At 59.0% G+C, this 25537-nt stretch carries 22 protein-coding genes and 3 pseudogenes; 12 read left to right on the forward strand and 13 right to left on the reverse strand.

Going from position 1 to position 25537, the window contains the following annotated elements; all coding sequences use genetic code 11:
* Positions 1 to 2 precede the first annotated feature (2 nt).
* Positions 3 to 719: pseudogene (locus tag MUN79_RS21315) on the reverse strand (glycosyltransferase family 2 protein); the annotation flags it as partial.
* A gap of 133 nt (positions 720 to 852) precedes the next feature.
* On the opposite strand from MUN79_RS21315, the gene MUN79_RS21320 reads away from it, so the two are divergent.
* Positions 853 to 1152 carry a hypothetical protein gene (locus MUN79_RS21320; RefSeq protein WP_244674584.1) on the forward strand — a complete coding sequence of 100 codons (300 nt, stop codon included), beginning with the start codon at positions 853 to 855 and terminating at the stop codon, positions 1150 to 1152.
* An 84-nt stretch (positions 1153 to 1236) separates the two neighbouring features.
* On the forward strand, positions 1237 to 2091 hold the full coding sequence (locus MUN79_RS21325) for a DUF1571 domain-containing protein (protein ID WP_244674585.1): 855 nt from the start codon (positions 1237 to 1239) through the stop codon (positions 2089 to 2091).
* 142 nt (positions 2092 to 2233) lie between these two features.
* Here MUN79_RS21325 and MUN79_RS21330 read toward each other — a convergent pair whose 3' ends face one another.
* On the reverse strand, positions 2234 to 2533 hold the full coding sequence (locus MUN79_RS21330) for a hypothetical protein (RefSeq protein WP_244674586.1): 300 nt from the start codon (positions 2531 to 2533) through the stop codon (positions 2234 to 2236).
* A gap of 276 nt (positions 2534 to 2809) precedes the next feature.
* Positions 2810 to 3684 (reverse strand): annotated as a pseudogene (locus tag MUN79_RS21335) (SDR family oxidoreductase).
* A gap of 108 nt (positions 3685 to 3792) precedes the next feature.
* On the opposite strand from MUN79_RS21335, the gene MUN79_RS21340 reads away from it, so the two are divergent.
* The 3 genes and pseudogenes from MUN79_RS21340 (at position 3793) to MUN79_RS21350 (ending at position 6865) form a co-directional block, all read left to right on the forward strand.
* The gene (locus MUN79_RS21340; protein WP_244674587.1) at positions 3793 to 4602 is read left to right on the forward strand and encodes a Rossmann-fold NAD(P)-binding domain-containing protein; all 810 of its coding nucleotides are present in this window, start codon (positions 3793 to 3795) and stop codon (positions 4600 to 4602) included.
* Between the two features lie 242 nt (positions 4603 to 4844).
* Positions 4845 to 6092 (forward strand): annotated as a pseudogene (locus tag MUN79_RS21345) (BaiN/RdsA family NAD(P)/FAD-dependent oxidoreductase).
* A 317-nt stretch (positions 6093 to 6409) separates the two neighbouring features.
* Entirely contained in the window at positions 6410 to 6865 is a 456-nt protein-coding gene (locus MUN79_RS21350; RefSeq protein WP_244674588.1) for a ferritin-like domain-containing protein, read from the forward strand.
* Between the two features lie 111 nt (positions 6866 to 6976).
* Here the strand turns inward: MUN79_RS21350 and MUN79_RS21355 are convergent, their stop codons facing one another.
* Both MUN79_RS21355 and MUN79_RS21360 read right to left on the reverse strand, forming a co-directional pair.
* On the reverse strand, positions 6977 to 8950 hold the full coding sequence (locus tag MUN79_RS21355; RefSeq protein ID WP_244674589.1) for a DEAD/DEAH box helicase: 1974 nt from the start codon (positions 8948 to 8950) through the stop codon (positions 6977 to 6979).
* Positions 8951 to 9416: 466 nt separating this feature from the next.
* On the reverse strand, positions 9417 to 9608 hold the full coding sequence (locus tag MUN79_RS21360) for a cold-shock protein (RefSeq protein ID WP_100336319.1): 192 nt from the start codon (positions 9606 to 9608) through the stop codon (positions 9417 to 9419).
* 396 nt (positions 9609 to 10004) lie between these two features.
* Between MUN79_RS21360 and MUN79_RS21365 the strand changes: the two genes are divergently transcribed.
* Positions 10005 to 10424, forward strand: coding sequence for an acyl-CoA thioesterase (locus MUN79_RS21365; RefSeq protein WP_244674590.1), 420 nt, complete (start codon positions 10005 to 10007; stop codon positions 10422 to 10424).
* A gap of 6 nt (positions 10425 to 10430) precedes the next feature.
* On the opposite strand, the gene MUN79_RS21370 is transcribed toward MUN79_RS21365, so the two are convergent.
* The 3 genes from MUN79_RS21370 to MUN79_RS21380 form a co-directional block, all read right to left on the reverse strand.
* Positions 10431 to 10985: a hypothetical protein gene (locus MUN79_RS21370; protein ID WP_244674591.1), complete on the reverse strand. Its 555-nt coding sequence runs from the start codon at positions 10983 to 10985 to the stop codon at positions 10431 to 10433.
* Between the two features lie 68 nt (positions 10986 to 11053).
* A complete protein-coding gene (locus tag MUN79_RS21375) occupies positions 11054 to 11245 on the reverse strand; it encodes a hypothetical protein (protein WP_244674592.1) in 192 nt (63 codons plus the stop codon).
* Positions 11246 to 11531: 286 nt separating this feature from the next.
* Entirely contained in the window at positions 11532 to 11927 is a 396-nt protein-coding gene (locus tag MUN79_RS21380) for a hypothetical protein (RefSeq protein WP_244674593.1), read from the reverse strand.
* A 134-nt stretch (positions 11928 to 12061) separates the two neighbouring features.
* Between MUN79_RS21380 and MUN79_RS21385 the strand changes: the two genes are divergently transcribed.
* On the forward strand, positions 12062 to 15475 hold the full coding sequence (locus MUN79_RS21385; RefSeq protein WP_244674594.1) for a UvrD-helicase domain-containing protein: 3414 nt from the start codon (positions 12062 to 12064) through the stop codon (positions 15473 to 15475).
* Positions 15476 to 15505: 30 nt separating this feature from the next.
* On the opposite strand, the gene MUN79_RS21390 is transcribed toward MUN79_RS21385, so the two are convergent.
* On the reverse strand, positions 15506 to 16153 hold the full coding sequence (locus MUN79_RS21390; RefSeq protein ID WP_244674595.1) for a zinc ribbon domain-containing protein: 648 nt from the start codon (positions 16151 to 16153) through the stop codon (positions 15506 to 15508).
* A gap of 190 nt (positions 16154 to 16343) precedes the next feature.
* Here MUN79_RS21390 and MUN79_RS21395 point away from each other — a divergent pair, with 190 nt between their 5' ends.
* On the forward strand, positions 16344 to 17603 hold the full coding sequence (locus MUN79_RS21395) for a TCR/Tet family MFS transporter (RefSeq protein ID WP_244674596.1): 1260 nt from the start codon (positions 16344 to 16346) through the stop codon (positions 17601 to 17603).
* Positions 17604 to 17610: 7 nt separating this feature from the next.
* Here the strand turns inward: MUN79_RS21395 and MUN79_RS21400 are convergent, their stop codons facing one another.
* Positions 17611 to 18369, reverse strand: coding sequence for a YwqG family protein (locus MUN79_RS21400; protein WP_244674597.1), 759 nt, complete (start codon positions 18367 to 18369; stop codon positions 17611 to 17613).
* A gap of 111 nt (positions 18370 to 18480) precedes the next feature.
* Here MUN79_RS21400 and MUN79_RS30265 point away from each other — a divergent pair, with 111 nt between their 5' ends.
* The 4 genes from MUN79_RS30265 (at position 18481) to MUN79_RS21415 (ending at position 22930) form a co-directional block, all read left to right on the forward strand.
* Positions 18481 to 20970: a PD-(D/E)XK nuclease family protein gene (locus MUN79_RS30265; protein ID WP_262922913.1), complete on the forward strand. Its 2490-nt coding sequence runs from the start codon at positions 18481 to 18483 to the stop codon at positions 20968 to 20970.
* Positions 20931 to 21446, forward strand: a complete 516-nt coding sequence (locus MUN79_RS30270) for a RecB family exonuclease (RefSeq protein ID WP_262922914.1) — start codon at positions 20931 to 20933, stop codon at positions 21444 to 21446. The genes MUN79_RS30265 and MUN79_RS30270 overlap by 40 nt, the downstream gene beginning before the upstream one ends.
* Positions 21447 to 21705: 259 nt before the next feature.
* Positions 21706 to 22140, forward strand: a complete 435-nt coding sequence (locus MUN79_RS21410; protein WP_135391741.1) for a nucleoside deaminase — start codon at positions 21706 to 21708, stop codon at positions 22138 to 22140.
* Between the two features lie 196 nt (positions 22141 to 22336).
* A complete protein-coding gene (locus MUN79_RS21415) occupies positions 22337 to 22930 on the forward strand; it encodes a DUF4202 domain-containing protein (RefSeq protein WP_244674598.1) in 594 nt (197 codons plus the stop codon).
* A 6-nt stretch (positions 22931 to 22936) separates the two neighbouring features.
* On the opposite strand, the gene cobA is transcribed toward MUN79_RS21415, so the two are convergent.
* The 3 genes from cobA to MUN79_RS31965 form a co-directional block, all read right to left on the reverse strand.
* Entirely contained in the window at positions 22937 to 23680 is a 744-nt protein-coding gene (gene cobA / locus MUN79_RS21420) for a uroporphyrinogen-III C-methyltransferase (RefSeq protein ID WP_244674599.1), read from the reverse strand.
* Positions 23681 to 23808: 128 nt separating this feature from the next.
* Positions 23809 to 25299 (reverse strand): rubredoxin, encoded by a 1491-nt coding sequence (locus MUN79_RS21425; RefSeq protein WP_244674600.1) that lies wholly within the window; start codon positions 25297 to 25299, stop codon positions 23809 to 23811.
* Positions 25296 to 25508, reverse strand: coding sequence for a (2Fe-2S)-binding protein (locus MUN79_RS31965; RefSeq protein ID WP_375378268.1), 213 nt, complete (start codon positions 25506 to 25508; stop codon positions 25296 to 25298). Before MUN79_RS31965 ends, MUN79_RS21425 begins: the two co-directional genes overlap by 4 nt.
* Between the last annotated feature and the right edge of the window lie 29 nt (positions 25509 to 25537).

Genomic DNA, 25537 nt, shown 5'->3' on the forward strand with positions numbered 1-25537 from the left:
GGCTACCCCGGCCGCTCTACGCCCAGGGCTTTGAGCTGCTCGGCATACTTGTCATAAATCACCCGCAGGTCCTCGTTGTGCTTGCCGGCATCCACGCCAATGCTGACGTTGCTGTTGTGGAAGCGGTGCAGATGGCTGATGTGAGGCGAAAGTACGGGCAAGTGCCCGGCCAGCAAAAACCGCACGTAGAGGTCCAGATCTTCGGCCATGGCCAGCTCCTCGTCGTAGCCGCCTACCTGGTCGAACAAGGCGCGGCTGTAGCACACGTTGCCCTGAATGAAGTGCTCAGCCTTGAAAATGGCGTGCAGCATGGCCACGGGCGAGTCGAAGCGCCAGGCGTAGTAGTCCTCGTTGGGCAGGTAGCGCCGGTCCTGGTCCATGCGCAGAAAATCGGCTACAAACCAGGGCTGGGCGGGGTGTTGCTCAATCTGAGCGGCGTAGTGGTAGAGGCAGCGCTGGAGCAGAATATCATCGTCGTCGAGCGGCACGAGCCAGGCGTCGGCCGGGGCCTGTTCGATCAGGCGGTTGCGGGCCCGGCCGGCCAGCACTTTTTCCGGTGTGGTCCAGTAGCGCAGGTCGGGCTGGCTGAGCTGCTGCAGCCACTCGCGGCTGCCGTCGGTGGAGCCGTTTTCGTAAATCAGGTGCTCCCGGGAGAAATCCAGCGGGGCACTCACGCTGGCCTGGACGCTGGCAATGGCTTCGGGCAGATACTGCCGGCGGTTGTGGCTGGGGTAATCAGGGCGAAATGCATACCCGCTATTCTGGTTTTGGCCGCAAAAAGTTGCCTGTTGGGCCTCTCAAGCCCAACTTTACCTTTGGCCCGGCGTTTAGACAGTACCACATTTCTTCCGCATGGCTAAGTTTGTTGTCACCGTCCGCTTTCCGGATTCCTTTGACGAAGAGTTCATTGCGCTTATTCCCGAGCACCGCCACCTCATCAATGAACTGATTGAGGCCAACGTGGTGGAGGCCTACGCCATCAGTGCCAACCGCACCCGCGGCTGGATTACGATGAATGGCAGCAGTGAGGAAGCCGTGCGCACTACCGTAGAGCAGTTTCCGCTCTACCGCTTCTTTTTGCAGGTCGAAATCGACGAGCTTTTCGTGTTCGACAGCACTGCCTCCCGTTTCCCGCGCATTAGCCTGAATTAAGCATAATTCGGTAGTTTACAGCTCCGGCGCGGTTTTCGCACTGCCGCCGTTTTTAGGCTTTCTACTCTACCCATCCATTCCCGCATGACTTCTATTTTCCGGCTCCCGGCGGTGGCGCTGCTGCTGCTGGCGGCCCTGGCGGCAGCTCCGGCTCCGGCCGATAAGCTTACCACCGAGCAGCTGCTTTCCCGTCTGTCTGGCTCTATTGAATCCCTGAAAACCCTGCGCTGCACCGTGCAGGCCCGGGAGCGGCTGGAGGGCAATAAGTACCAGACCGCCCGCTCCACGATGAAAATTGCCTTCAGCCCGCTGAAAGTGTACGTACGCAACCAGAAAGGCGTGGAAGTGCTGTGGGTCACGGGGCAGAACAACGGCGACGCCTGGGTTAATCCCAACGCCTTCCCTTACGTAACGCTCAACCTGGACCCCAATGGCTCGGTGATGCGCCGCAACCAGCATCACACGGTGCTCAACGCAGGCTTTGGTACCATTGCCGACCTGATTAAGGGCTCCACTATGCGCCAGGACCACGCCTACGAGCGCAGCTTCCGCTACACCGGCGACTCGGTGGTGGCCGGCCGGGCCTGCCACGTGCTGCGCTCCGATTTCCCGCAGTTTCGCTACGTGACATACAAGCCGGCCAAGGCCGAGTCTATTTCCCGCATTGCCGAGCGGTTTGGCTGCGGCGAATACCGCATTATGGAGCGCAACGGCCTATCAGTCGAGGAAACGGTGCCGGCCGGCAAGGTTCTGCAGGTGCCCAATAGCTACGGCCGCCGCACCATCGTTTGCGTCGACCAGAAAACGTTTCTGCCCACTATGGTGCAGGTGCACGACGACAAGGGCCTGTTTGAGAAGTTCGAGTTTTCGGAAGTTGTAGCCAATCAGCCCATTCCGGCCGCCGAGTTTGCCAAGGACTACAAAGGCTATAAATTCTAAGTACCGCTTTGCCTAATTAGCCAACGGCCGCTTCCCTTACTTGGGAGCGGCCGTTGCGTAGGTAACGATTCGTATAAAAATAAACACCCTTGCATGCGGGCATCACCATAGTCCGCTCCTGATAGTAATCCTCACGTATTGATTAAATTCTTGCTGCCTCTGTCACTCGGGCTGTAGCTGCTCCGGGTTCCAACTGGTTCGGTCGCAGCACCCGCACCACCGACGGGCAGTTATTGGTTAGCGTGCCAGCTGCCCCGTTGATAGGGAAAGGCACGGTTTGCCCCACCACGATTTGCAGAATCTGGGGAGCCTTGTCAGCTGTTTGCCAGCTTACCAGTCCCGGGCCGCCTCCGCCCTGCTCGGTGCGGTACAGATACACCACGTCTTCGATTTCATGCGCCTGGACCTGCTTCACTGCGCCAGGCAAAAGATTCTGGATCATGTCGTGGATGGGTAGAGGCAGTTCTGAATGGCTTACTTGGGCTTGTCTAGAGTAGATTACTCTACAAAGGAAGCTGCCCAGCCTCGGGCTTCTCCGCGTATAAGCACCTGTTTTTCAAACCAGGTATTTATACCTGGTTTGGTGGGCACGACTAACAAGCAAAAGGCCGGCTCAAGGCCAGAAGACTGATGCTTCTAACCTTAAACCGGCCCTTTGTGCCTGCGAAACAGCTGCAGTGCTTCGCTGAAGCGGCAGACCAACTGAAGCCCGTGGGCCTCAGCGGTTGCCGCGCATAGCTTTTTCGATTTCGTCCCACATCGGGGCCGGAATCATCTCCAGCTTGTTAAACTCGCCCGCGCCGTTAAGCCATTCGCCCCCGTCGATGGTCACGACTTCACCATTAACGTAGGCCGAGAAGTCGGACACGAGGTAGGCGGCCAGGTTGGCCAGCTCCTGGTATTCACCCACCCGCTTTAGGGGCACTGAGGCGGCCGGGTCAAGCTTTTCGGCCAGCGGAGCCGGAAACAGGCGGCTCCAGGCGCCTTCCGTCGGGAAGGGGCCGGGGCAATGGCGTTGGAACGGATACCGTATTTGGCCCACTCCACGGCCAGGGAGCGGGTCATGGCCAGCACGCCGGCCTTGGCCGCGGCCGAGGGCACCACGTAGGCCGAGCCCACGGAAGCATATGTGGTAACAATATTGAGAATGGTGCCGGGCTTTTTGTCGGCAATCCAACGCTTGCCGAAAGCCAGAGTGCAGTTGTAGGAGCCGCGCAGCACGATGTCGACAATCACGTCGAAGGCCTTGTGAGAAAGCCGCTCGGTGGGGCTGATGAAGTTACCGGCGGCATTATTCAGCAGCACGTCCACGCCGCCAAATGTGTCGACGGTTTTTTGCAGCATGGCTTCCACTTCCTCGTACTTGCGCACGTCGCACTGCACGGCCAGCACGTTGCCGCCGGTTTGCTGGCGAAGCTCCTCGGCCGTTTTTTCCAGCACGTCGAGCTTGCGGCTGCTAATCGTTACGTTGGCCCCCAGCTGCAGGAAATAGGTGGTCATGGCCCGGCCCAGGCCAGTGCCGCCGCCCGTCACGACGATGGTTTTGCCTTGCAGGGCATTGTCGCGGAGCATGGGTTGAGAGTAGGCTGACATAGAAAAGGGGAGTAAAAAGGGAAGGATGGGAAAGCTGCAAGAACGGTAATTGTTGGCTTTGCCCCTATATAAAACGAGAAGAAGGATTTTTTCCCACCTTTGGGCCTCATGACTGCCACTGCCTCCTCCTCTCCTGTTCTTCCTTCCATTGCGGTGCTCGGCTGCGGCTGGCTGGGTTTGCCCTTGGCCAAAAGCCTGGTGCAGGCCGGCTACCCCGTGGTGGGCTCAACCACTACGCCCAAGCAGCTGCTCACCCTGCGCGACGCGGGCATCACGCCCTACCTGCTCCAGCTGGGCCCCGATTTCAGTGCCACCGACGCCGACACGCTCCGGGCCATGCTGACTGGCACTGAGGTGCTGGTACTCAATATTCCGCCCAGCAAAGCCGGGCCGGGTGGCTATCCGGCCCTGCTGCGCCCAGTAGGCAGCGCCGTGGCCGCCGCCGGCGTCCGGCACGTGCTGTTCGTAAGCTCCACGAGCGTATACCCCGACGAGCCCCGGCCCATGACCGAAGCTGACGCCGTGGCTTCAGCCGAGGCCTCTTCCGACCTGCTGCGGGCGGAAGGGCAGTTTACCTCGGCTAACGGGCAGTGGCAAACTACAGTAGTGCGCCTGAGCGGCCTGATTGGTCCGGACCGTCCGCCGGGCCGCTTTCTGGCGGGTCGCCAGAACGTGCCCAACGGCGACGCCCCGGTCAACCTGATTCACCTCGACGACTGTATCGGGCTACTTATCAGTATTATCCAGCAGAATATCTGGGCCATACCTTCAATGCCAGCGCCGCTCAGCACCTCTCCCGCCGGGAGTTCTATGAGGCCGCCACCCAGCAGCTGGGCCTGGCCGCTCCGGTTTTTGGAGCGAATTCGGGCGGGGCAAAACCATCGACAGCAGCCTGATCCGCCGCACCCTGCACTATGAGTTTCAGCACGACAACCTGCTGGCGGCCCTGGAATACTGCTAGGATCTAAAAACCAAACCCTTTTTGCCCTGCGCTGGTCAGACTTTGCCAGCAGTAGCGGTTGACTGGGCAAATCGTCCCGTTCGTTTTAAAAATGGACGGGACGATTTTCAAAATCGACGGCACGATTTAGACCACCCAACCGGTTGATTTGCTAACCGGGCGAATCTGGGGTTATCTTTGCCTTGTGAATACTGATAAACTGACGGTCGTGGTGCTGGGAGGTGGGGCGGCCGGCTTTTTCGGCGCCATTGCCTGTGCCGAGGCCAACCCCGCGGCCCGCGTGCTGCTAATAGAGAAAACCGGTAAGCTGCTGAGCAAAGTGCGGGTATCGGGCGGGGCCGCTGCAACGTGACGCACGCCTGCTTTTCGGCTGCCCAGCTGGTGCAGCACTACCCGCGGGGGGCAAAAAGCTCAAGGAGCCTTTCCAGCAATTTGGGGCCCAGGACACGGTGCGCTGGTTTGAAGACCGCGGCGTGGCCCTCAAAACCGAGGCCGACGGCCGCATGTTTCCTACCACCGATTCGTCGGAAACCATTGCCCAGGCCCTGCTGGAAGCGGCCCGCAACGCCGGCGTGCAGATTCTGCAGAACACCAATGCCGAGCAGGTGGAGCCCCAGCCCCAGGGTGGCTTCCGGATTCATCTCACCGGCACGCACGCCCAGACCCTGACGGCCCAGCGCCTGCTTGTGGCCACTGGCGGCGTACCCAAAACTGAGGGGTACAACTGGCTGCGGCAGTTGGGCCACACCATTGCCGAGCCAGTTCCGTCGCTGTTTACCTTCAACGTGCCCGAGTCGCCGCTCAAGGAGTTGATGGGCGTGAGTGTGCCCCACGCCCGCGTCGTCATAGCCGGCGAAAAGCTTGATTATGAAGGCCCTCTGCTGATTACCCACTGGGGCGTAAGCGGCCCGGCCGTGCTCAAGCTCTCGGCCTGGGGTGCCCGTCGTTTGCATGAGCTCCAATACACCGGTACCGCCCTGGTCAACTGGATTCCGACCTACAACGAGGAAACACTGCGCCCCTGGCTGCACACCTTCCGCGACGACAACGGCAAGAAAGTGGTGCTGGTCAACCCGCTGTTTGGCTTGCCCCAGCGCCTGTGGCGGGCCCTGGTGGAGCAGGCCGGCATCGGGCCGAGGTTCGGTGGAGCGAGCTGCCGGCCAAAGCTCAGAACCGCCTGATTGAGCTGCTATTACGCATGCCGCTGGCCGTGCGCGGCAAAACTACTTTCAAGGAGGAATTTGTAACCTGCGGGGGCGTCGTGCTAGGCGAAGTCAACATGAAAACTATGGAAAGCCGCTTGGTGCCCGGCTTGCACTTTGCCGGCGAGGTGCTGGATATTGACGGCATCACCGGCGGCTTCAACTTCCAGGCTGCCTGGACCACTGGCTTTCTGGCCGGCCAGGCTATGAGCCGCGCCGGGAGCTTAGTTTCAGTCGGTACTTAAGGCGGCCGGGGGCCGTTGCAAGTTGCCCCTGCGTTGAATACCGCTTCGGAAGTACTTACGTAGCCCTCGGGTTCACAAACAAAATCGAAACTCGGGCAAGGCACTCTTTCATAGGCACTTCGTTCTACGCCTCCGCCGGTATCCTATCTAGGTTGGGCAGCCGCTCTAGTTGGTGCTCTTTCCTGATACTATTTTTTCGATATGCCGTGGTACTATGGATGTGTGACTAATTGCCGCTCTTGTAACCCTATTAGCACCCAGTCAGTAAAGAGAGACACAACCTTTGTTTCTACTACACCTAATTTACTGACCCACTCATGGAAGCCAAAGCAACCCAAGCCCTGCTCAACGAACTGCTCGAAACTCTGAAAGACGGCGAAAAAGGCTATTCTACCGCTACTGTCGATGTAGAAGATCATGACCTGAAGCAGGTATTTAAGAAATACGCCGTGCAGCGCGACGGTTTCCTGACCGAGCTGGAAGACCAGATGCACCAGCTCAACCTGAAAGCCGATGAGGAAAGCTCTATTACGGGCACCGTACACCGCGCCTTCATCAACCTGAAAGCCGCCATTACCAGCAAAAGCCGGGAAAGCATTCTGAATGAGTGCGAGCGGGGTGAAGACTACGCCGTAAAAGCCTACCAGACGGCTCTGAAAGCCGAGGGACTGCCCGGTCAGCTGAAGACCATCATCGAAAAGCAATACCAGGGCATCCAGGAAGCTCACAACGAAATTCGCTCCCTGCGCGACGCGGCTTCGGCCTCGAAGTAATCCGATTAAACTTAAGTGCATAAAAAAAGCCCCGCCAGTTTTGGCGGGCTTTTTTGAGTTGAAGCTGAATGGTAGTCAGTACTGCCGACTACCATTCACTCATGCTTTAGTTTATTCGTCGAAGTCCTGACGCGGACGGGGAGCCGGACCTTCGCTGCGGTTGCCGCCACGGAAGCCGCCACCGTCGTTGTCGCGCTTGCCTTTGTAGCCGCCACCGTAGGAGCTGCCACCGTCACGGTTGCCTTTGTAGCCACCGCCGTAGGAGCTACCACCGCTGTTGCCGCCGCGGTAGCCACCTTCGCGGTTGCCGCCAAACGAGCCGCCACCGCGGTTGAAGCCACCTTCGCGACGCTCACCGTACGAACCGCCCCGGTTGCCACCGAAGCCGCCTTCGCGACGCTCGCCGCCAAAGCCACCGCTGCGGCGCGGACGATCTTCGCCGCCACCAAATCCGCCGGGGCCGCGGGTGTTGCCTTCCTGCTGCGCATCGCCTTCCTGGCGGGGCGTAGCAATGTTGAACGACACGGGACGACCCTGAATCGAGGTGCGGCCCAGCTTGGTGGTGATTTCCTCCGCAAACTCCGAAGGCACTTCCACAAAGCTAAACTTGTCGTAGAGGGCAATGTCACCGACTTTGCTGCCGGTCAGGGCCGTATTTTCGGCAATCAAGTCTACGATGTCGCGGGGATGAACCCGATCTTTCTTGCCCATGGTCACGAACAGACGGGTGAAGCCCGGACGCACGGCGCCTTGCTGGCGGCCGGCTTCGAGGCTCTTCTCAGCCTGCTTGTCTTCCTTCATCGTCATGCGGAGCAGCGCGGCCGCCACGTCCAGCGACGTGATGTCCTCTTCCTGATCCAGCAGACGCTGCACGCGGGCAACGTACTTCTCCAGCTTGCCCTTCTCAATGATGTCCTTGATCTGAGCCAGGAACAGCGTGGTTTTAACCTCCGACACATCCTCAAACGAAGGAATACGCTCCTGCTTGATGTTGGCCTTGGTGAAGCGCATGATGTCGCGCAGCTTGTAGATGTCGCGGCCGCTCACGAAAGTGAAGGCCTTACCCAGCTTACCAGCGCGGCCGGTGCGGCCGATGCGGTGCACATAGTATTCTTCGTCGGCGGGCAGGTCGTAGTTTACTACGGCTTCCACGTTCTCCACGTCGATACCACGGGCAGCTACGTCGGTTGCTACCAGAATCTCGAGCGTACCCTTACGGAACTTGTCGAGCGTGTTCTGGCGCTGCTGCTGGCCCATGTCGCCGTGCAAGCCGTCGGCGAAGTAGCCGCGGGCCTGTAGTTCAGCTACGCACTCGTCTACCATGCGCTTCGTGTTGCAGAATACGATGGTCGACTTGAGGTTGTACATGTCGATGATGCGCGAGAGCACATCCTTCTTCATGGGGTTACGCACCTCGTAGTACATCTGCTCGATGTTCGTAACGGTCAGCTCCTGGTGGTTGACTTTTACGATCTGCGGGTTGGTCTGGTACTTTTTGGTGAGCTCCATAATCGGCTTGCTCATCGTAGCCGAGAAGAACACCGTCTGGCGGTCTTCGGGCATCTTGCTCAGTACCACCTCGATGTCGTCGCGGAAGCCCATGTCGAGCATTTCGTCGGCCTCATCGAGGATGATTTTCTTTACCTGGTCCAGCTTCAGCGTACCACGCTCCAGGTGGTCCATTACCCGGCCGGGCGTACCGATTACGATCTGCACACCGCGCTCCAGGGCCTGGAACTGACGGTCATAGCTCTGGCCACCGTAGATTGGCACTACGGCTAGACCACGCTTGTATTTGCCGAGCTTCTGAATTTCGCCCGATACCTGTACGGCCAGCTCACGCGTGGGGCACAGAATCAGAACTTGTACGGCTTTGCTGTTGGTGTCAACGCCTTCGATGGCGGGAATGCCAAAAGCAGCGGTTTTGCCGGTACCCGTCTGGGCCTGGCCAATAACATCCTGGCCGGCCAGCAGAACTGGAATGGCGGCCGTTTGAATGGGTGATGCTTCTTCGTAGCCGAGGTCGGCAATGGCGCGCATCAATTCCTCGGAGAGGTTTAGCTCTTCAAATTTTACTTTTTCCATGTCTTGGTTAGATGGAATGAGAGACACTAGCTCTGAAAACAGCGGATTCAGCGACGTTCCTCTCCCACTCAACAACAACGACAAGCGACGGAAGCAACGGACGGAAGACGAAGGCGGCCAGCCTATTAGATTACAGCAGCCTATGCTGCGCGGAACATGGCCGTTCTCAATGCGGCTGCAAAGGTACGTATTTTCTGCGAAAAAAGATACGTAGCAGGCATTTTAGCTAATTCTTATTCCTTTTAAAAGGGGATGATGTACCGGGACAGAGTGCAGTAGTAAAGCCTAAAGCCCTCACTCCTCCGTCTCGGCTAGCTGTAACCCAGGGCTCCCCATAGAAGTTCAGCAGTATAGCAATATAGCCGCTACCAGCTTGGCCCTCAGTGCGCTACTGATAGGGCCAGAAATGCAAAAAAGCCTGCGCAAGCAGGCTTTTTTGGTTCACTTGCGAGAAGTGAGACGGTAATTAAACCAAAGATACCTTTACGGCATTCAGGCCTTTTTTACCTTGTGCAACGTCGAATTGCACTTTGTCGTTCTCACGAATTTCGTCGACCAGGTCACTTACGTGTACGAAGATGTCCTGACCATTTTCGTCAGATTTAATGAAACCAAAGCCCTTGGTGTCATTGAAGAATTTTACTGTTCCTGTTTGCATGAGGATATTGTATGGATGTCATTCAAGCAAAGTGGCCATGATATCTGTTGTAGCTCTTTGCAGAACGAATAGCAGAATAATGAAGCACATTATCTTAAACTTGAACCAAAGATACGCATTCTGACCGTAACGGTTCGTATTAGGCTGCATTATGGTTTTGCTTGCCCGACGGCCTTTGCTGATAAAGTGCCCTTATCAGCCTGCAAACGCCACTTATTGACCGATGATTTTTAAAGATTTTTTTGTACAACTCGGCGGTCCTTCCCGTAAACAGGGCCTCTACCCAGCAAAAAGCCGTCAAAAGGCCCAGCTGCAGCAAAGCTTCTTTCTAACGTATTACCTCACCCCTGCACCGCTGAGGTTACCTACTTACTTGCTCTAGTTTCCTCGCCTATTATGACCGCCACGCCCGAGTCCTTCCGCTTTTCCCGTTTGCTTACCGTGGTTGAGGCTGATATTGATGAGCTGAATCACGTTAATAATGTGCAGTACGTGCAGTTTGTGCAGGATACGGCCGCGGCCCACTGGCTCACGGCCTTTCCGGCGGGCGAGCGGGAGCAGTATATCTGGGTGGTGCTGGAACACTGGGTGCGCTATCACAAGCCCGCCTTCCTGGGTGAGGAGCTGCGCTGCACTACCTGGATTGGGGAAGTGCGCGGGGCGCAGTCGCAGCGCTTCGTGCGCATCGAGCGGGCCACGGACGGAGTGCTGCTCTGCGAGGCCGAAACGCAGTGGGTGCTGTTGGACCCGGCCACCCAGCGCCCGAAGCGGGTGACGCCGGAGGTGGAAGAGCGGCTGCGGGTGGCAGTGGGGTAAGAGAGGCTAAAACAGATGCTGATTCACTTCCTTCCTGGTGCTGACTTGCAGAACTCCTTGGCGGAGCTCCAGCCGGACTTCTCTCCACATCATGTAGTCGAGCGCCGCTTTCTTGGGAAAGTCATTTTTAGCAGGGTCAATTTTGCGGTATACCCAGGCCGTAGCCGCACCATCATCCATTCCGCTTATGGATTCCAAGTAAGTGGTGCTGGATTGATAATAGTCGGATGCCTTCTGAATTAGCTCACAATTCGAAGCTAAGTCCATATCAGTGACGCCAACTATCCGCTCATACTTTCCCGTTAGCCACGAATAGTGCATACCAACGGCGTAGGCGCTTTGGGGCCGGTAGCGTGTATGATTAACCTCGGAGGCTTCCACATAGTCGAAGTTACAAGCGGCCTTCATATCGACTTCCCTGATGGAGGTGATATCCAAGTCCCGCATCTGTAGCTCACCAAATTTCCGCATAAGAAGGTATTTCCGATGCGTTTTTGCAGCGGCAGCTAAGAGTATTGCCGCGACCAGAAACAGAGCCAGGCGTTTTGCGGTGGTAGTCATTAAGTACTAAAGCGTGGAAACCTTTCGAGGCCTGTTGAGAATGAGCAACGACTTATCGTGGACTAGGTTTAGCCCCCTACTTCTACCCCACCCAGGGTTTGCAAGGCCTCGGCAACTAGCTGCATCATGTCGGACTGACCGGGCGATGTAGTGAGCCAAAGCAGCTTTTGGCCTTCGTACTCCATCTTGACCAGCTGAATGGCTCGGTAGCGCGACCTTCTCAACCAGCCCACACCTATGTCCCGGGGATGAGTTAGCAAATAAGAATACTGCGGTGTAGTATTGGCCGGCGGTATTTCAGCAGGAGGGTTCAGTGGCCAGCCGACAATTAACTTAATTCTTATCTGGTGCCTTCTGAATACTGCTGCCAGAATTTCTTCTCCCGGAGGAAATTGCTCTGAAAACGCAAATGCAAGTCTAGATATGCCCATTATAGTAAGCTCAGTTGCTACTGAAGAATTGGCTTGCGCCCCGCGTAATGTTGTGCACTATGAATTATTAAATTCGCTCACGCATACAGAGTAACAATAAGGTGCTCTATCAGCATTATTTGATCTTTTTCTTTTCCCACCACTTGTACTCTACGCCACCTAAGTCTGGCAGAATAGCAAACAGCATATTACGTATAATATGGCTTCTGTCGAAGGGTTCGAACCAGATATCAAGTAGTCTCCGGCCATCCGATTCACTTGTAAATACATTAACCGAGCCGTAGCGCCGAAGCTTGCGGGTGGTAATGTCACAAATGGTTGGATATGACAATGACGCTCTGAAACTGTCTGTTTCAGTGGCTTCAATTAACTTATCAGATTCTTCAGCCAGCGTGGCTTGCTCCTGATGCACCTCCAGGTGGATGTGATATTTCTCAAAAACCCTCGTCACCATATCCTCCAACGAAGGCCGGCGACCTGTAAATTCAAACTTGGTTATAAACAGGCCCATAGCGGAGTAACTTAAGCGAATACAGCAGTAGTTTAGGAGTCGACTATATAGTAGCTCACCAGCGGCAATCTAGGCATTAGGGCCGGTTTCCCGGAGCTTATCAAGTATCTTGCGGGCCGCTTTTCCCTCCCGCAATGCCCGCCACGTTTCGCATCTACTCGTCCTCTGCCGGCTCCGGCAAAACCTACCAGCTGACCAAGGAATACCTGAAGCTGGCCCTGGGCTCCGAGGACCCGGCTTACTTCAAGAGCATTCTGGCGATTACCTTCACCAACGACGCGGCGGGTGAGATGAAGGAGCGCATTATCAGCGCCCTACGCAGCTTTGCCTACCCCGACGATGCCCAGCAGCAGGACGCGCTGCTCGGCGACATTGCCCGGGAGCTGGCCGAGGAAGGCCTGCTGCCCAAGCGGGCCGAAACGCCTGAGGAGCAACGGCAGGAGCTGCGGCGGCGGGCGGCGGCCACCTTCCGGCTGGTGCTCTATCACTACGCCGACTTCGGGGTGAGCACCATCGACTCCTTCGTGCAGCGCATCGTGCAGGCCTTTACCCGGGAGCTGGGCTTGCCGGCCACGTTTGAGGTGGAGCTCGACGGCGACGCGGTGTTGCAAAGCGCGGTGGCTCTGCTGCTGGACCGCGTCAATCGGGACCCCAACGCGGCCCTGCTCAGCCGCTCCCTGGCCGACTACGCCCTGAGCAAGGCCGACGAGGGCCGCAGCTGGAATAACCTCTCAGACGAGCTGGTCCAGTTCGGGCGCTTTCTGCTGAGTGAGCCGGTGCACGAGGCCGTGACCCAGCTGCAGAAGATGTCGTTGCAGGACTACCGGCGGCTGCACGAGACCCTACGCAAGCGCAAGGAAGTTATTGAGGGCAAGTTTCAGCTGGCAGCCCTACAAGCCATTGTGGCCCTAGAAACGGCCGGCGTGACCGAAGCGGACTTGTACCAGGGCAAAAACGGCATCATCGGCTATTTCACCAAGTGGGAAGAGCGGCTGTTGCCCGACAAGGAAGCCAACAGCTACGTGCGGGCCACTTTCGAGCAGGATAAGTGGTACAGCGGCAAGGTAAAAACCGCCGCCGACAAGCAGCGCGTGGACGCGGTGAAAGAGGAAGTGACCCGCTACTACCTGGAGCTGGAAAACCTGCGGGCTACGCTGCTCTCCGACTACATTCTGGTCAACGGCATGCTGCCTTACCTGTTTCACGTGTCCTTGCTGAGCGAGCTGAGCAAAGCCGTAGACCAGCTCAGCCGGGAACGGGGCGTGGTGCTCATTGCCGAGTTTAACCGCCGCATTGCCAGCATCGTGCTGCGGGAGCCGGTGCCCTTCCTCTACGAGCGGATGGGGGAACGGTACCTGCACCTGCTCATCGACGAGTTTCAGGACACCTCCGTGCTGCAGTGGAACAACCTGCTGCCGCTGGTGGAAAACGCCGTGTCGACCGGCAACCTGTCCTTGGCCGTGGGCGACGCCAAGCAGGCTATTTACCGCTGGCGGGGCGGGGAAATGGAGCAGATTCTGCGTTTGCACAAAAACGAAACGCAGTACCTCTACGGCCGCGTGGCCGACGAAGAGCTGCGCGGGCTGCTGCAGGACCGCTACTACACCCTGGACCAGGCCCTGACGCCCGAGCACCTGAACACCAACTACCGCTCAGCCCCGGAAATCATCCAGTTCAACAACGACTTTTTCGGGCAGGTAAGCAGCACCCACCCGCAGCTGCCCCTGGTGCAAAGCATTTACGATGAACACTTTGGCCAGCAGACGCCCGGCGGTGGGGAGGCCGGCCACGTGGAACTGCTCTTCACCGAGGACGAGGCCCCGGCCCGGCGCTACGACCCGGTAACGGGCGACTACACCACGGAAATTCTCCCCGGTGTGGGCCCCGACGAGGTATTCGACTACGAAGCCAGCACGCTCTACCTGACCCTGCAATTGGTGGAGCAGGCCATGCAGGATGGGTTTCGGCTCCAGGACATTGCCGTGCTCTGCCGCCGCCGCGACAGTAGCCGCCGGGTAGCTAAGTTCCTGAAAGAGCGGGGCTACCCCATTATTTCGGCCGACTCCTTGTCTCTCGAGTTTGCCGAGGTGGTGAACCTGCTGGTGGCCTTGTTCCGGGTGCTGAACCGCCCCGCCGACACCCTGGCCCGGGCCGAAGCCCTGCTCCTGGTAGATAAAGTAGTGCGGCAGCTGGCTCCCACCCCGGCCCGGGCCCGCCACATTGCCACGCTGGCTAATGCTGAAAAAGCCCAGGACTTTTTCGACGAGCTGCGCATGCTAGGCTACGACGTGCGGGAACGAGAAACCGGCAACCTGGGCCTCTACGAGCTGACCGAGCGGCTGATGGGCACCTTCGGGCTGCTGGGCCGCAACGAGGAAAGTGAGTACCTGTTCCGCTTTCTGGATTTGACGCTGGAATACAGCCTGCGCTTTGGCAACAACCTCAACAACTTTCTGGCTTACTGGGAACAGAAGAAAAGCGCGTTGAGCATCAACGCCCCGGCCGGGCGCGACGCCATTACTATTACCACGGTGCATAAGGCCAAGGGCCTGGCCTACGGGGTGGTCATCGTGCCCTTCGCCGACTGGAGCCTGACGCCCTACCGCGGCACTCTGCTCTGGGGGCAGCTGCCGGAGGATGCCAAGCCGGTGCCCGAAATGCCGCCCATTGCGGTAGTCAGCCAGACCCAGGCCTTGCTGCGCACTCCGCTGGCCCAGCAATACACCGAGGAGCTGGAAAAAACGTTTCTGGAAGGCCTCAACATGCTTTATGTGGCCTTCACCAGGCCCCGGCACCGGCTCTACGTCATCAGCCGCCGGCCTAAGCTCACTAAGGCAGTTAAAGAACTGGAGCCAACAACCAGCGCGGAGCTGGCCAAAACCGTGGCCGAGCTGCTGCACCGCTACCTGCTGACTACCGGCCACTGGAACGACGAGCGCACGGCCTATACCCTGGCCGACAGCCACAACTTCGTGCCCCGGCTCAAGACCCGGGAGGTTACGGAAACTTACCCGCTGGCCAACCTTTCGAGCACGCCCTGGGAAGAGCGGCTCCGCCTGCGCCGGCACGCCAACACCATCTTCGACTTCGACGACCAGCAGGTGCAGCGCGAGTGGAACCGCAAGCTGCACTACGCTTTGCGCCGCCTTGAAGTAGCCAACGACGTGGACCGGGTTACGGCCCAGCTCGTGGCCGAAGGCCTGGTGAGCAGCAAGGAAAAAGGCCAGCTGGTGAGCTTGCTGCGGCGCACGGTGGAAAATCCGCAGATGGCCCACTACTTCAGCCTGGCCGTGGCTGTGGAGACCGAGCGGGAAATCCTGGTGGGCGGCACCCGCCGCCAGGACTACAAGCCCGACCGAATCGTGTTTGAGTCCGATGTGAAGCCCGCGCCGGGCCGCGTCACGGTTATCGACTTCAAGATTCCGCCACCCGAGCCTCAGCACCGCCGCCAGCTGCAGCAATACGCGGGCCTGTTTCGGCAGCTGGGCTACACTGACGTGCAGTGCGTGCTGTATTACTTCGACTCAGAAGAGGTAATCGTGTTTTAAATTGCTCGAGGCCCTGCCTTCGGTCTGTGGCTAGCGCAGCCGCTTAAGCTTCTTGTTGTACTGCTGCACAATTTGCCACTGCTGCTTGCTGTAGCCTGTGGCCTGGTTGGCGGCGTGCACCGAGTCGCGCAGGGCGCTGGTGATAACGGCCTCGGAGGCGGGAGTAGCCAGCGGATCGGTGATGCGGAAATAGAGACTGTCGGGAGTAGCTTTGGTGACTTGCATGAGCGAATACTGGCCAGGGCCCATGGGCATGGAATACACAGCCCCAACGTTGGGCAGAGCTGACGCGTCTTCGGTGGCAGCCGGCGTAGCCTCGGCCTTGGCTTTCGAGGTTTTGTCGCCGAACAGGCCCACGCCCACAATAAACAGCACTGCTAGTCCCAGCAGAATGAGCACCAGATAGTTGGTAACCGGCAGCTTGGCCTGACTCTGGACGGCGGCTACCGGCGCTTGGTAGGCAGCGGGCATTTCCTTTTTTTCCAGCACCTGCTTGCAGTGCCCGCACTGGGTCAGGCTAAACTTGCCGATGGGAATTACCGGAATCCAGAAGAAGTGGAAGTAGCGCGAAAACACCGTGGCCGTGAGCGAATCCGGGGTGTGGCAGTGCGTACACGTTACGCCAGAAAGGGCCGTTGTGGTAATGCGGGTTTGGCCGAGTCCAAAGAAAAACAACATGGAAAGAAAGAATAGGGAGTGGAGAATATAGCCGCAAGAAACCCAAAATATCCAGCTTACCCTCCTTTCCTAAGTGTTGCCGGGTGTAACGACACCAAGATTTTATAGCAACAATATTCCTGTCAGCTATAAAAATTGCGTAAATTTTTAGTATTTTGCCCCGCCAAAAAAATTAGCAACCCGTTTCGTTATGTCAGATAAACGCCAGGCCGCCCTCGGCTTCATCTTCATCACGCTACTGCTGGACGTCATCGGGTTCGGCATCATTATCCCCGTGATTCCCAAGCTCATCAGCGGCCTTACGGGCGGCACCATTAGCGACGCGTCGCGGTACGGGGGCTGGCTTATGTTTGCCTTTGCCAGCATGCAGTTCCTGTTTTCGCCGGTACTAGGCAACCTTTCCGACCAGTACGGGCGCCGGCCGGTGCTGCTGTTTGCTTTGCTGGGTTTCGGGCTGGATTATTTATTTGTGGCCTTTGCTCCTACCATTACTTGGCTGTTCGTAGGGCGAATTATTGCCGGTATTACCGGAGCCAGCTTTACCACGGCGTCGGCTTACATAGCCGACATCAGCACGCCGGAGAAACGGGCCCAGAATTTCGGCATGATTGGCGCCGCCTTCGGCCTGGGCTTTATCATCGGGCCGGTAATCGGGGGCGTGCTGGGGCAATTCGGGCCGCGGGTGCCTTTCCTGGTAGCGGCGGCATTAACCATGATTAACTGGCTCTACGGCTTCTTTATCCTGCCCGAATCCTTGGATGAAGCCCACCGCCGCAAGTTTGACTGGCGCCGGGCCAACCCTATCGGGTCCCTGCGCCAGCTGCAGAAGTACCCGGTGATTCTGGGTATGGTCGGCTCCTTGGTACTGGTTTACATTGCGGCCCACTCTACCCAGAGCACTTGGTCGTACTACACCATGTATAAGTTTAAGTGGAACGAGGCCTGGGTGGGTTACTCACTGGGCGCCATCGGGACGCTCACGGCCCTGGTGCAGGGCCTGCTGATCCGGCGGCTGAATCCGTGGCTGGGCGCCAAACGCTCAGTATTTCTGGGGCTGGCGTTCTACGCCCTGGGCTTTTCGCTGTTTGCCTTTGCGCCCGTGGGTTGGATGATGTTCGTGTTCCTGATTCCTTACTGCCTGGGCGGTATTGCGGGGCCGGCCCTGCAGGGTATCATGTCGGGGCAGGTGCCGCCCAATGAGCAGGGCGAGCTGCAAGGCGCTTTAACCAGCCTGATTAGTCTTACTTCCATCATTGGCCCGCCGCTGATGACCAACTTGTTTTCCTTCTTCACCGGGCCTAAAGCGCCCGTTCATTTTCCCGGTGCTGCCTTTCTCACCGGGGCGGTGCTCACCGTTATCAGCATGCTACTGGCCATGCGGTCCTTGCGCCACTACGTAGCGCCGGCAGTGCCTACGGCCGTACCAGAAGAGGCTATGGCTAGCCACTAGCGACTCCTTAGCAGCAGTCCCAATAGAAATAGGCTTTATCAAACTCTCCATTTTGCAGGGCTTGGGGCGCAATAAAGAAGTGAGCCACGCCGGAGTCGCCGAACATAATCTGTTCGTCTATATCGATTTGGAGCAGCTGCACGTCATTGTCCCCTTCGGGAGCATAGTCGCGTGGGTCGCCCTGGGTAAACGTGGCGTAGCCACCGAGCTTATGCCCGTCGCTGTCGAAAAACTTTTCGAACTGCTTTTTTCGCTCCATCGGCAGCTTCTTTCGGAAGTCCTGGGCATTGAGGCTGCCGAAGTCAATGGTGAAGCGCGAATCTTCCAGGCCGCCGTACTCCGTGGTTAGCTCAAACTGCAAGCTATGCTCACAATACACCGGACTTTCGTCGTAGTGATTGGCCGGAAAGAAGCTGAAATCCTGCTGCATTTCTTCTGCTAGCTGTGCCGGGTTGATATAAAGCACTTTCGCATCCTCCATATCAGCCAGCTCCTGGGCCGAAGCATAGAATTGCAGCATGCCCGCGGCCGCCAGCCAGTTTGTAGCCGGCAGCTCAGCCAGATTGATCTGGGCCAGCAGCAACAGCGGCAGGCCCTTTTCGTCCCGCGGATAAGCTATACTCTGGGGCAGAAACGGCAGGCCGCCAAACTTACTGCCTGCCGACGCCGGACCTTGTTTGTGGAGCGGGGTAGCCTTGATTTTAATACTGGGCAGCGCGTGGCGCTGAAGTTGCTCGGCGAAGGGCGCTAAGAATTCGGGAATCATGGAGTTAACGAAAAACGCTTGGTGTTGTAAGCTGATAAACTGACCTGCCTGCCCGTTGCGGGGCTAAATCATCCGCGGGATATCCTGGCCCGCAAGGTATCTTTACTTTCTATGGAAACCATTGCCTCCACCCTCCCCATCACCACCACCGACTCTTTCCTGAGCCAGGCGGCCCGCGACCTGCTCACGCGCTTTCCCGGACAGGATTTGTCGGACCTGGTGGTGGTGGTGCCCACGCGGCGGGCGGTGGTGTATCTGAAAAACGAGCTGAGTTTGGCGGCTGAGGTGGGCACGGCGGTGTGGAGCCCGCGGGTGGCGGCCATGGAAGACTACATGGTGGAGCTTTCGGGCGTGCAGGTCGAGGAGCCCATTGCCCTGCAGCTGCTGCTCTTCGACATCCTGCGCGACATTGACCCCAAACTCGATTTCGACCAGTTTGTGGGCTGGTCGGGGCTGCTGGTGCAGGACTTTTCTAACCTCGACCAGAACCTGGCCTCTCCGGCCAAGGTGTTTGAGTACCTGACCCAGGCCAAGGCCCTGGAACGCTGGGAACTGGCCGACACGCCCACGGAAGTCAGCACCACGGCGGCCTATTTCCGCTTCTGGGACGACCTGGAAAAGGTGTACTGGCGCCTGCGCCGCCGCATGGAGCAAAGCCATTTGGCTTACCCCGGCCTGGCCTACCGGCTGGCCGTGAACAAGGTGCAGAACCGCCTGGAGCACGGCGACACCCTGCCCCGCCACGTGTTTCTGGGCTTGGGCTCCTTGTCCCGGGCCGAGCAGCGCCTGATTCAGCTGCTGCTTAAGGAAGGCCGGGCCGAGGTGCGCTTCGACGGCGACGCCTTTTATTTGGAAACTGACTCGCCCAACCGCGCCGGGCAGCACCTACGCCAGTACCGCAAAAACTGGGATTTGCCGGCCGAAGCCTTCGGCGACACCGGCACCGGCCTGCCTAACTTGCTGCGGACCCTGGAGCGGGAAATTCAGTTTGTGGGCGTGGCCAACGCCAGCATGCAGGGCAAGGTAGCCGGGCAGCTGCTGGCCGCCTCCCGCCGCGAAAACCCGCGGGCCAAGGTAGCCGTGGTGCTGCCCGACGAAACCCTGCTGCTGCCCGTACTGCACGGCTTGCCACCGAAGGAAGTGCCCGAGTATAACGTAACCATGGGTCTGAGCTTCCAGAGTACGCCCTTGTTCAACCTGGTGGATCTGCTGTTTGAGGTGCACCTGACCGGCATCCGGGAAGGCAGCGCCGAAACCGGCTACGGGGTGCCGCGCTACCACCATCTGGCCGTAAGCAAGCTGCTGGGTCACCCGTTTTTGCGGCGCTACCAGCAGTGGCTCGACAAGCAGCCCCAGAAGCAGTACCACGGCCTGCTCGACAAGATCTGCAGCCAGATTATCAAGCGCAACGCCGTGCTGCTGCCGGCCTCGGAGCTGCTGGAACTGGGCCAGCAGCACCCGCTGGTGGAGGCCCTGTTTGCCACCTGGGACACCTGCGACGATATCATTGCGGCCTGCTACACGCTCATTGATCTGCTCAAAAAGGCCTACCAGGACCAGCATTCGGCTATCGAAGCCGAGTACCTATTCCTGTTCTTTACCCTGGTCAAGCGCCTCGATTCGGTGTTCGACTGCCGGGAGCAGCGGCTGTCGGTGCGCTCCTTTCGCCGGTTTTTGTACGAGCAGATGACCCGCACCCGCCTGCCCTTCAGCGGGGAGCCCATTGCCGACGTGCAGGTGATGGGCCTGCTCGAAACCCGGGCCCTGGACTTCGACCACGTCATTATTCTGAGCTGCAACGAGCGGGTGCTGCCGGCGCCCAAGAACAACTCCTCTCTGTTCCCTTACGACGTGCTCACGCAGTTCAAGATGCCAACCTACGCCGACCACGAGGCGGCCACGGCCCATCAGTTCTGGCGCCTGCTGCAGCGGGCCCGCCGCGTGGATTTGCTGCACGTGCTACCCGGCGCCGAAGGCACCCGCACCGGTGAACGGAGCCGATTTCTGCTCCAGATTCAGAACGACTTGCTGCCCCAAAACCCCAACCTGACTCTGCGCGATTTAACGGCCAGCGTCCTGGACGACGCGCCCGATTCGGCCGCCCGGCGCGAGTACGGCGGGGATTTGGTGCTGGAAAAAGACCCCGAAATGCTGGCCGCCCTGCGCGGCGTGCTGGAGCGGGGCCTTTCGCCCTCGGCTCTGAATCAGTACCTGAACTGCTCCCTGCAATTCTATTTTGCCCGCCTGGCCAAGTTCAAGGAAAACGACGAAGTAGAAGAAAAGCTGGAAGCCGACAGCTTTGGCACCGTTGTTCACGAAACGCTGGAAATGCTGTTTCAACCCTTTGTGAACAATCAGAAAGCCATAACGACCGAGGATATTCCGGTGCTGATCCGGCTGATTCCTAAGGAGCTGGAGCGGGCCCTGCGCCATGAGCAGGATGAGCGCCACGCCCGCCCCGACGAGGGTCTCAACCACGTACTGGGACAAGTGGCCGCCCAGCTGGTGCGGCGCTACCTCGAAGGCTTGACCGATACGCCCGGGCCCTGCCCCTGCGTATCGTGGCGCTGGAAAAAATCCTGGATTCGCGGGTGCCCGTGACGCTGGACAATGGGGAAACTTTCGACCTGATTGTATTTGGCTACACCGACCGGCTCGACGAACTGCCCGACGGCCGCCTGCGCGTAGTCGACTACAAGACCGGCCTGGTGCAGCCCTACGACCTCAAGCTGCAGAAGCGCGGCGACGATGCTACGGCGGCCACCAACCGCCTGCTGAATGACGCCACTTCTTCGGCCGACAAAGTGCGGCAGCTCTGGCTGTACCGCTTCATGCTGGAACGGGCCGGTCAATCCGCTGCCGATGCTGCCATCATTTCCTTGCGCAACCTGGCAGCCGGCCCCATGACGGCCGACATGGCGTTTCTGACCGAAGACGGTACCTCCTTCGTCCAGAAAGGCGAAGAACTGCTCACCCAGTTTGCCAGCAAAATCATGGACCCCAAAGAGCCCATTCGCAAAACCGACGACTTGGAGCGGTGTCAGTTCTGTCCCTACCGCGGCATCTGCGCCCGGTAAGCACTCAGTTTATAGCGTCTGTCATCCTGAGCCTGCGAAGGACCTTCCTCTCCTACCCCACCAAAGCTCTTATCAACGTGCTTGAAAGTCGCTTACTAATAAGAGCTTCGAACGTTAAATAAGCCTTATTAGAACATGGAGCTAGGTCCTTCGCAGGGCTCAGGATGACAGACGTTTTTCGGTTGAGTCCCAAGAAAACCTGTTTAGGAGCCCTACCTTTACTCTCTTTACCCTCTACTTCCCACAAAAAAGAAATATCATGGACGAATTCATGCAAGCTGCCATCGACGAGGCGCGCCAGGGCCGCCAAGAAGGCGGTATTCCGATTGGCTCGGTACTCGTGCGCGACGGTAAAATCGTGGCCCGTGGGCGCAACAAGCGCGTGCAGGAAGACAACCCCATCAAGCACGGCGAAATGGACTGCCTCTTCAATGCCGGCCGCCAGCGCAGCTACCGCGACACGGTGATTTATACCACCCTGATGCCCTGCTACATGTGCGCCGGCACCATCGTGCAGTTCAAAATCCCGAAGGTAATGGTGGGCGAGTCGCGCACGTTCGGCGAGTCGCGGGCCTTTCTGGAAAGCCACGGCGTGGAAGTCGTGGACCTGGACCTGCAGGAGTGCGTCGACATGATGAATGAGTTTGTCGAAGCCGAGCCCACGCTCTGGAACGAGGACATTATGGAGCTGTAGACCAGCTTTCAGACGACGAAATGGAACGTCATGTGGAGGGCAGCCCTCTGCATGACGTTTTGCTTTTCGGCCCTTGCTCACACGGCTGGCCGGCAGAAAGATTCGAGTTTTATTCCTGCCCCATTGTTGCTTTCCTAGTGGTTGCGTGCGTGGTTAGCAGAGAACTTCACCTGGCCTTGCGCCTTGTATTCCGCCCATGAGCTTTTCTGACGCCCGCTTCCCTGCTGCCCTGGCACAGTTTGATGCTGCCAACGCCGAAGACCCCAATCAGGAAACCGACGCCGACGGCCGCACGTGGCCCAAGGAACTACTCTACGGCCACCGCATGAGTGCCTGCCTGACCCGGGTGGCACCCGAGGCGCCCGAAGCCGTGCAGCTGGCCGCCCGCTGCCAGCACATCCGCCGCTGGGCCATTCCGCGCCAGGATTTTTCGATGGACCGCGTCGGCTACCACCAGTGGCGCAATACACTCAAAAAATACCACGCCGAGGTAGCCGGGCAAATCCTGACCGGGGTAGGCTACGACGCCGAAACGATAGCCCGGGTGCAGGCCCTGCTGCAGAAGCAGCAGCTCACCCGCGACCCCGACGTGCAACTGCTGGAAGACGTGATTTGCCTGGTGTTTCTGGAGTACTACTTCCTCGACTTTGCCCGCCAGCATCCCGAAGAGAAAGTCATCGACATCGTGCAGAAAACCTGGGGCAAGATGACACCCAGCGGGCACCAACTGGCCCTGCAGCTCCCGCTGCCTAAGGAGGCGCTAACCCTGATAACCAAGGCCCTGGCGTAGAAAATACTAGTCGGCGGGCACGCTATGGCCTAGGCCCACCACCCCGCCAATGACGATGAGAGCCGGGTAGGTAATACCTTGGGTGGCGACCAGCGCCGGCAGGTTGCGCACCTGCCCGATGGCCAGCTTGCGCTGGGGCAGCGTGAGGTGCTGTACCACGGCGGCCGGGGTGTCGCCGCGGCCCATGGCGCAGTAGGCGGCGGCAATTTCGGCGGCTTTTTTCAGCCCCATGTAAATCACGACCGTCGAGTTGCTTTGCATGGCCAGCCGCAGATCGGCCGACAGGGAGCCGTCCTTTTTGGTGCCGGTCACCATCCAGACGCCCTCACTGACGATGCGGTGCGTCAGGGGCACGTCCTCGAAGCCCAGGGCCTGCATGCTTGAAATGCCCGGAATGTAGTGCGTGGCAATGCCGTGGGCGCGGGCAAACAGAATTTCTTCGAAGCCCCGCCCAAAAATGAACGGGTCGCCGCCCTTAAGCCGGATAACCCGGCCGCGGGCCCGGGCCTTTTCCAGGATAAGCTCGTGAATCGTTTCCTGGGGAGTATACTCGCCGTATGGCTTTTTGCCTACGTACACGCACTCGCAGGCAGCCGGCGCCAACGCCAGCAACTCCTGGTTGGCCAGGTTGTCGTAAAGAATCACCTCGGCCGTTTGCAACACCTTGTGCGCCTTGAGCGTGAGCAGCTCTGGGTCGCCGGGACCCGCGCCTACCACATACAGTTCCGGGATAATACTGCTGCTACGCATATACCCGAAGTGCTGCAGTAGTGGTTGCGGACTCCGGGCGCCGCGGTTGAGGTTTTTGCGAACGAACAGGCAAAGTACGGGGCATGAAAGCGGGGTTGAAAAATCAAGCTACTGGCGTCACACAGGATTCAGGCGGAGACGCTCAGGACGCCATGCCGCGGGGCCGGCTCTTCCCACAGCTCAAACTCGCCACCGGGTGCCCCACAGGTTGGGCACTGATATGAGGGCAATTTCGCCCAGGGTGTACTGGGGACAATACCTTGCGTGACATCTCCGTAGGCTTGGTCATAGACGGTGAGACAGCGCCGGCACCGCGGCACGAGAGAAGCCGCGGCCACGGGCGCTTCCGGCGGGGCAACTATATCGGGTGCGGCAGGCGGGGCGCTGAGCTGGCCGTAGAACTGGTGGCAGAGCTCGGCCAGATACCAGCCCAGCATATCGGCGCGTATCTGCTGGCGGAAGGCGACAAAGTCCCGGGAGTTGGGGTTGAAGTCGCGGGTATGCAGGATTTCGTACTGCTCGGCCCCATTACGCGCCGGCTGGGTCCGGATGATGATGGAGCCAAACAGGCCGGTTTGGGGCCGGGTTTTGACGGCAAAGCACAGCTGATAGGTGCGCACGTCTTCCTCGTTGAGGTAGCGCACCAGCTCGTGCTTAAGGGTCAGCCCCTGGGGGCAGCTGTCTTCCACCTGCCAGTTCAGCTCATTGGCCGCGTGCCGCACGTTGATGCGGTGGCGGCACAGCACGGCGTCCCACTGACTACGCACATCGGGAGCAATACCTTTTATAATCAACGACTTCCAGGGCGTGGTGCACAGCTGACCCACCCGCGTGAGCAGGCACACGCGGCACACGTCCTGCAGAAAAGCCACCGAAAAAAGCTCGTTGCGCCGGTAAATGCCCAGCCACAGCTGCTGCCCGCTGCGGTTGAAGCCCTCATAGTAAGGCAGCATAAACGGGGGCAGCACCAGCGCCCCGGCTACCACGCGCTGCATTAGGGGCTGGGCGGCACTTACCTGGGCATACAGCCGCGCTCCGGCCGCTTCGGCAGAGTCGGTTATGGGTGCTGGCCCCGCCAATACCACCCGCTCTACCGCCGCACTGAGCACGGGTACATCCTCCGAATACACGAGGTGGGGCCAGGCATAGAGCTGCCCCGTGCGGGGAAAGCGCACATACAGATGCCAGTAGTTGCTCGTGTCGGAGGCAATAAAGTTGAGGTGGCCGGTGAAAAACGGTACGAAGGTCTGGCGGCTGTCGACCAGGTTAATCTTGAGCCGGGGCCGGTAGTCGAACAGGTCCAGCACGTCCTTGTACACGCCTTCCCGCAGCCAGGCCGCCTGGTAAAACACCTCCTCGCCCACGTAGGAGCTTACGATATTGGGATACGCTTCCGGGTCGGACTCGGCCTGCACCCCGGCCGCGGCCAGGGCCTGGAGCAAAGCCCGCCGCCGGGCAGGCTCCACGGCCAATAGCAGCTGCTGGCGGTGCCCGAGCTGCACCTGTTCGATGCCCGCGGCTTCAGCAGCGCTGAGCAGGGCCAGCAGGTCGCCGGCCGGCACGATGCCGCCCGGCAAGTTTACGGCAACAACAGCAAGAGCAGAGTCGGACGGCTTCATTCGGGCGCGGCGTAAGTGGCGGTGATGAGCTCCTGGGCAGGGACGGCTAAGGCTACCACCTGGGCAATTTCCGTGGCCAACAACTGCTGCACTTCGGGCCGGCAGGAGCCGCAGCCGGTGCCGGCGCCGGTGGTGGCACAGAGCTCCTGAAGCGTGGTGCAGCCCCGGCTATAGCCTGACGCAGGTTGTCCCGGCCCACATTGTTGCAGCTACAGACCAGCTTGCCCAGGACCGGAGT

The organism is Hymenobacter cellulosilyticus, assembly GCF_022919215.1.
Taxonomy (GTDB): Bacteria; Bacteroidota; Bacteroidia; order Cytophagales; family Hymenobacteraceae; genus Hymenobacter; species Hymenobacter cellulosilyticus.

What these genes read in the sequence shown, in the direction of transcription:
- MUN79_RS21320 (WP_244674584.1), top strand. Translation starts at nt 853, where the DNA reads ATGGCTAAGTTTGTTGTCACCGTCCGCTTTCCGGATTCCTTTGACGAA.
- MUN79_RS21325 (WP_244674585.1), top strand. Translation starts at nt 1,237, where the DNA reads ATGACTTCTATTTTCCGGCTCCCGGCGGTGGCGCTGCTGCTGCTGGCG.
- MUN79_RS21330 (WP_244674586.1), bottom strand. Translation starts at nt 2,533, where the DNA reads ATGATCCAGAATCTTTTGCCTGGCGCAGTGAAGCAGGTCCAGGCGCAT.
- MUN79_RS21340 (WP_244674587.1), top strand. Translation starts at nt 3,793, where the DNA reads ATGACTGCCACTGCCTCCTCCTCTCCTGTTCTTCCTTCCATTGCGGTG.
- MUN79_RS21350 (WP_244674588.1), top strand. Translation starts at nt 6,410, where the DNA reads ATGGAAGCCAAAGCAACCCAAGCCCTGCTCAACGAACTGCTCGAAACT.
- MUN79_RS21355 (WP_244674589.1), bottom strand. Translation starts at nt 8,950, where the DNA reads ATGGAAAAAGTAAAATTTGAAGAGCTAAACCTCTCCGAGGAATTGATG.
- MUN79_RS21360 (WP_100336319.1), bottom strand. Translation starts at nt 9,608, where the DNA reads ATGCAAACAGGAACAGTAAAATTCTTCAATGACACCAAGGGCTTTGGT.
- MUN79_RS21365 (WP_244674590.1), top strand. Translation starts at nt 10,005, where the DNA reads ATGACCGCCACGCCCGAGTCCTTCCGCTTTTCCCGTTTGCTTACCGTG.
- MUN79_RS21370 (WP_244674591.1), bottom strand. Translation starts at nt 10,985, where the DNA reads ATGACTACCACCGCAAAACGCCTGGCTCTGTTTCTGGTCGCGGCAATA.
- MUN79_RS21380 (WP_244674593.1), bottom strand. Translation starts at nt 11,927, where the DNA reads ATGGGCCTGTTTATAACCAAGTTTGAATTTACAGGTCGCCGGCCTTCG.
- MUN79_RS21385 (WP_244674594.1), top strand. Translation starts at nt 12,062, where the DNA reads ATGCCCGCCACGTTTCGCATCTACTCGTCCTCTGCCGGCTCCGGCAAA.
- MUN79_RS21390 (WP_244674595.1), bottom strand. Translation starts at nt 16,153, where the DNA reads ATGTTGTTTTTCTTTGGACTCGGCCAAACCCGCATTACCACAACGGCC.
- MUN79_RS21395 (WP_244674596.1), top strand. Translation starts at nt 16,344, where the DNA reads ATGTCAGATAAACGCCAGGCCGCCCTCGGCTTCATCTTCATCACGCTA.
- MUN79_RS21400 (WP_244674597.1), bottom strand. Translation starts at nt 18,369, where the DNA reads ATGATTCCCGAATTCTTAGCGCCCTTCGCCGAGCAACTTCAGCGCCAC.
- MUN79_RS30265 (WP_262922913.1), top strand. Translation starts at nt 18,481, where the DNA reads ATGGAAACCATTGCCTCCACCCTCCCCATCACCACCACCGACTCTTTC.
- MUN79_RS21410 (WP_135391741.1), top strand. Translation starts at nt 21,706, where the DNA reads ATGGACGAATTCATGCAAGCTGCCATCGACGAGGCGCGCCAGGGCCGC.
- MUN79_RS21415 (WP_244674598.1), top strand. Translation starts at nt 22,337, where the DNA reads ATGAGCTTTTCTGACGCCCGCTTCCCTGCTGCCCTGGCACAGTTTGAT.
- cobA (WP_244674599.1), bottom strand. Translation starts at nt 23,680, where the DNA reads ATGCGTAGCAGCAGTATTATCCCGGAACTGTATGTGGTAGGCGCGGGT.
- MUN79_RS21425 (WP_244674600.1), bottom strand. Translation starts at nt 25,299, where the DNA reads ATGAAGCCGTCCGACTCTGCTCTTGCTGTTGTTGCCGTAAACTTGCCG.